General features: G+C 45.0%; 3 protein-coding genes and 2 riboswitches. Of the genes, 1 reads left to right on the top strand and 2 read right to left on the bottom strand.

What is annotated here, in order from left to right; translation table 11 throughout:
* Positions 1-1,007 (top strand): polysaccharide deacetylase family protein (locus QZZ43_RS05240; protein ID WP_291856873.1); only part of this gene is annotated, 1,007 nt, incomplete at its 5' end.
* Positions 1,008-1,275: 268 nt separating this feature from the next.
* Here the strand turns inward: QZZ43_RS05240 and QZZ43_RS05245 are convergent.
* Both QZZ43_RS05245 and QZZ43_RS05250 read right to left on the bottom strand, forming a co-directional pair.
* Positions 1,276-3,690, bottom strand: a complete 2,415-nt coding sequence (locus QZZ43_RS05245) for a TonB-dependent receptor (protein ID WP_291856874.1) — start codon at positions 3,688-3,690, stop codon at positions 1,276-1,278.
* 49 nt (positions 3,691-3,739) lie between these two features.
* Positions 3,740-3,830, bottom strand: a riboswitch (TPP riboswitch).
* A 117-nt stretch (positions 3,831-3,947) separates the two neighbouring features.
* Positions 3,948-4,041, bottom strand: a riboswitch (TPP riboswitch).
* Positions 4,042-4,127: 86 nt separating this feature from the next.
* Positions 4,128-4,972 (bottom strand): beta galactosidase jelly roll domain-containing protein (locus QZZ43_RS05250; protein ID WP_291856875.1); only part of this gene is annotated, 845 nt, incomplete at its 5' end.

Raw genomic sequence — 4,972 nt, forward strand, 5'->3', positions numbered from 1 at the left:
ACACTTCAGCCGATAATCCCGGGGAGCCCCTTTGGCAACAGTTAAATACAGATTTCGAAGTGGTTTGTCTGGTTTATCATCGGTTTGGCGACTCCCGTTATCCCTCTACGAATACTTCTGTTTCGGTTTTTGAAGAGCATTTGAAGTATTTGTCCGATAATGGTTTCAAATCCTTTACAGTAAGTGAACTGTTGAACGATACTTCAGCCCTGGCCAATGACAGCAAAAAAGTCCTGATAACGGTGGATGATGGATTTGCTTCTTTTTATGAAAACGGCATTCCTCTTCTGGAAAAATACGAAATGAAAGCCACGCTCTTTGTTAATACCGAAAGTGTGGGGTGGGGCGATTATCTTAGTTGGCCGCAGCTGAATGAGGTTATGGCCAAAGGAATTGAAATAGGAAGCCATTCCCATCAGCATAATTATTTTGTGAATGTGCATGATACTTTAAGAGCCAAAGTTTTTGAAGAAGATTTACTTAAAGCAGAAGCGCTTTTTGAAGAAAACGTAGGTTTTGTTCCCAAAACGTATGTCTATCCTTATGGTGAGTTTTCCGACGACATGGTTGAGGTCATAAAAAAACATGATTATGAAATTGCATTTGCGCAAAACTCGGGGGTGCTGAGTAATACATCTCATCCTTATGCCGTGCCACGCTTCCCGGTGGCCGGCAGTCATGTGTCCATGGAACAGTTCATCAGCAAAGTGAATATGCATCCGCTTAAGGTTCAAAAAGAGAATCAGCTTCCGATAATTGTGGATGGCGGAGAGCAACTGGATTATTCAATACAACTTGTCGGGGAGAAACTCAGCGGGCCGTTAAATTGCTTTATCGGCGGACAGTCCTCGTCCGAAGCAATTTCTCTTGACGGGAATCAGCTTTCTTTTTCCTTCAAAGCGCCGGCAAACAGACGGCGTACCCCGGTGACCATCACCACCCGTAACTCTGACGGGCAGTGGTATTGGTTTTCGCGGTTGCTGATAAATCCTGGTGTGGAGGAGTAGGGGCAAAGAGCATGGAGCAAAGGGCAAAGGGCATGGAGCATGGTCAATAAAATAATGCATACCTATTAGGTGCTTACCAAAGCTCCTAATCGAAAAATCCATGAGAAAAACAAACAAATATACCTTACTGGTACGACCCACTATGGGGTCGATTCTTATGTAAACATTACATCTATAGATATTTGACCCACTTCGGTATCATGCCTTTATATTTTGAGGGAAACAGAGCCTGAAGGGCTCTTATGTTTATAGTTTTTGCTAAACTCCGTTAAAACTTAATCACAATCTGTCCCATAAAATATCTCCCTGCCATTGGGTAATAGTAAGCCCAGGTTTCTTCCTTTCCCTGTTCGTACCAGTTTCCGCCATAAGCATTGCTCTCGTATTCATGATCCAGAACATTATGAATGGTCAATTGAAGGTCGATCTGTTTTAGTGATTTGGGAAACAGCGACCAGCCGAATTGCAGGTCATTAACTAAATAAGCATCCAGTTTTCTTGCCTCACTTTCGGTGTTGTCGAAGTATTGTTCTCCCACATATTTACTTGCAAGGGAGACTTTAAAGTTTCTTGCCGGTTCAACAGACAGATTGCTGCTTCCTGAAATTGACGGAGAATAGGCAATTTGTGTGTCGCCATGATTTTTGGTGATGGTCTCTTCTTCCCAGTTTTCATCATAGTTTACTGCGGTTTCCACAAAACCATTGATGATGTTCCGACTGAGTGTCAGATTAACATCCCAGGAGAGCCAGGAAACCGGTTTCACAGCAGCCATCAGCTCCACACCTGCACGATAACTTTTCTCCACATTGGTCATGATATCGTATCCAACGCTGCTTTTCTCTCCGGTGGGAACCAACTGGTCGTCATAATGCATATAATAGAGATTTAGGCCACTGCTGAAGATGGTTGAATGAAAGGTGTGTCCCAGTTCAATGTCTATTAACATTTCTGCTTTGGGTATGGCATTCGGGTCATTCTTGGCATCCTTAAAATTGGTTCTGGTCGGCTCCCGGTTAGATATTCCTGCAAATACATAGATATTGTTTTTCTCATCAGGGGTGAGATAAAACCCCGCTTTTGGATTTATAAAACTGAAATCATGTTCTTGTGCAAGAGACAGGAGATCGTCATCATTCCCCGACATTTCGTAGTTGATGTTTCGGTATTGCAAGTCGGCAAAAGCACGTATTGCGGGACTAACCTGCAAGTTGAGCTTGGAAAAAAGATTGTAATCGGTTTTCAGCCCGTTGTTGTAGTACCAATTGTGCTCCTTTTCGGTATTGCCGGCATAACGCATCCAGATGATCCGACCGAAATGATTGCCATCGTATTGATTCCAGCCTCCGCCAAAGGTGAATTCAAGACCAGGCAGTAGTGAGGCATTTCCCGATAATGTGGCACCGTAAAAATCATTTCCCATCCATTTGCGGCGGATGAGGTCGGTGGTTTCGACGGTTTGATCGCCGATGGCAAGATTTGGCAGGGCGTAATCTGCAAGTGCCTCATCTTCTTTGTATTGCTCGTAGTAGCCGTCTCCCCGGGTGTAATGCAAGGCGGCTGTAAAATAGAGGCGGTCGCTGGGCGCTACACTGTAAAAAAGCTGGCTGTGGGTTTGTTTGTAATTGTCGGTCTGGTCCTCGTAATATTGTTCGACGCCAAACTCATCTGTATAAACTCCCGCCGGGTTGTATTTTCGGTCGGTCTCCAGACGTTCTTGTGGAACTCCCCACCAGCTGATGCCTGTTTCCTGGTCGCCGTGGAGCAGGATCATTTTCAGAAAGCTGTGGTCGAAGTGCAGCGTTCCGCCCAGGTAAAGGGACTGGTGATCGGAGAATGCATTGTGGATGTAACCGTCACTTTTGAGACGAGAGTAACGTCCTTCAAAGGAGAAGCGGTCGTTGATCATTCCGGTTCCCATTCGCAGACTGTTTTTCAGGGTATTGAACGAACCGGCGGTTGATGACAACTCAGCATAGGCTTGAGGTTCACTGGTAGTGGTCTGGAAATTTACCGTGGCTCCAAATGCGGCGGGCCCCTGGGTGGAAGTCCCTACGCCACGCTGTATCTGAACGTTCTCAACCGAATTGGCAAAATCGGGCATGTTGGCCCAGAAAACACCCTGGCTTTCCGAATCATTGACCGGAACCCCGTTCATGGTCACATTGATGCGCGTGGCATCCGTTCCCCTGATGCGAAATGCGGTGTAGCCCAGCCCGGTACCGCTTTCGGAGGTGGAAATCAGTGAAGGGGTGAGTTTCAGCATTGAAGGAATATCGTTTCCGGCTCCTGCCTGTTGCAAATCCTCCCGCCCCAGATTGGTGTGGGCAACGGGAGTTTTGCTTCCTACACGGTAAGCAGTGACTATCACTTCTTCTTTTAAATGTGATTTGGGAACCATCCTGACCTGTATGGAAGATGTATTTGCCGGACTAATGTTTTGTTGCCAGGTTTCATATCCCAGAAAAGAGACTGTTAATTTAACCATCTCATCGTTAATAATTGAGAAGGAGAAAGTTCCGTTGTCGGTGGTTGTGGTTCCCCTGTTTCCGGGGTTCACGGCCACAGAAGCACCCGCAAGTGGTTCGCCGTCCCCGGTGGTTACCACACCGGTAAGTTGATGTTGTGAAAACACGGGAGACACTAAAAATATCAATCCCAATACGAACAATAATTTTTGCATGACAAAGCAGTTAAAGTTTAAAATTAAACTGAACTGCAATGAGGAAAAATAAAAGACATCATACATTCCCTTGTCGGAATTACCCGGCCAGGTTCAGAGGGTATGATCTCAGCCTTGTTCAGGCACCCCATTGTAGTTTTTTAAGGCAGAAGTGAAAAAGGCAGAAGTTGGAAGTCAGAAGAAATTATAATGTTAGTCCCACTTCAAAAAAACTCTGCTTTTTTGCGTCTCTGCGTTTAATGCATCGGGAATGATTATAAATGGCGAGAATTTCTCCCTGCGCCGGCATTATCCGTCTCAGGTTCAAAGGGTATAATCTCAGCCATTGGTTGGGCACCCCCGCTTTGCGATTGCAAATATAATCAGGTTTTTGAAAAGAGAAAAGGATTTTTAGGTCTGAAATAATTATTTTCTGAGAAAAGGAGGAGAAGCAGCAACTAACGTGACCGCCAGTAACTGACAAAACGCTTCAGTTCTATCAGGCCAATAGGGCCGGTGTATATGCCGCCTTCTCCAACCTTATCAAATACCCGTATGGCTATGGTATTGATTTTTCCCGGAACAATATCTGCTTCGTTGAGATAATAATATCTGGGACGATTATACTCGTCGTAAACATTTATTGCGTGTGGATTGCTGTGAATTTCTCCTGTTTGCCCCACTTTTTTTCCATTAATAAAGACTTCATCCAGGTCGTCGATTTTCCCCAGCATTAGTACATAACGTTTTCCTTCCATGGAAGCCGGAGCCTTGAATGATTTTCGATACCATCCAAATCCGTTGTAGTCTTTTGCCAACTGGTCTTCCCATATCCCGGGAACAACAATTTTATCCCAGTTGGTATCTTCATAATCAGGAAGTGCCCAGGCCTGATTGTCTCCTGTTTTAAATTTCCAATACCCTTCAAGTTCCACATCCGGTACCAGATCGCGGTGCCTCCTGTAGATGCCCACCGGGCCCCGTACGATTCCACCGTCAATCTGAGCATCATAAACCCTTACTGCTATGGTGTTATGTCCGTTAAAGTTTATCAGTTCTTTTGGAATAAAGTATTTCCGTTCTGTATTATAAGCCGTCCAGAAATTTGGCGGAAAAGATCCCTTTTGCCCAATGAGCTGACCATTGAGGTATGCTTCATCAACATCATCGATGTATCCCAGAAATAACATGAGTGAGGCATCTTTATATTCGGGTGCTATTACAAATGTTTTGCGATACCATGCGTAGCCGTCATATCCATTGAACCCCTGATTTTCCCAGCTGGAAGGCACATGAATGGTTT

Source organism: Marinilabilia sp. (assembly GCF_016278715.1).
GTDB lineage: Bacteria > Bacteroidota > Bacteroidia > Bacteroidales > Marinilabiliaceae > Marinilabilia.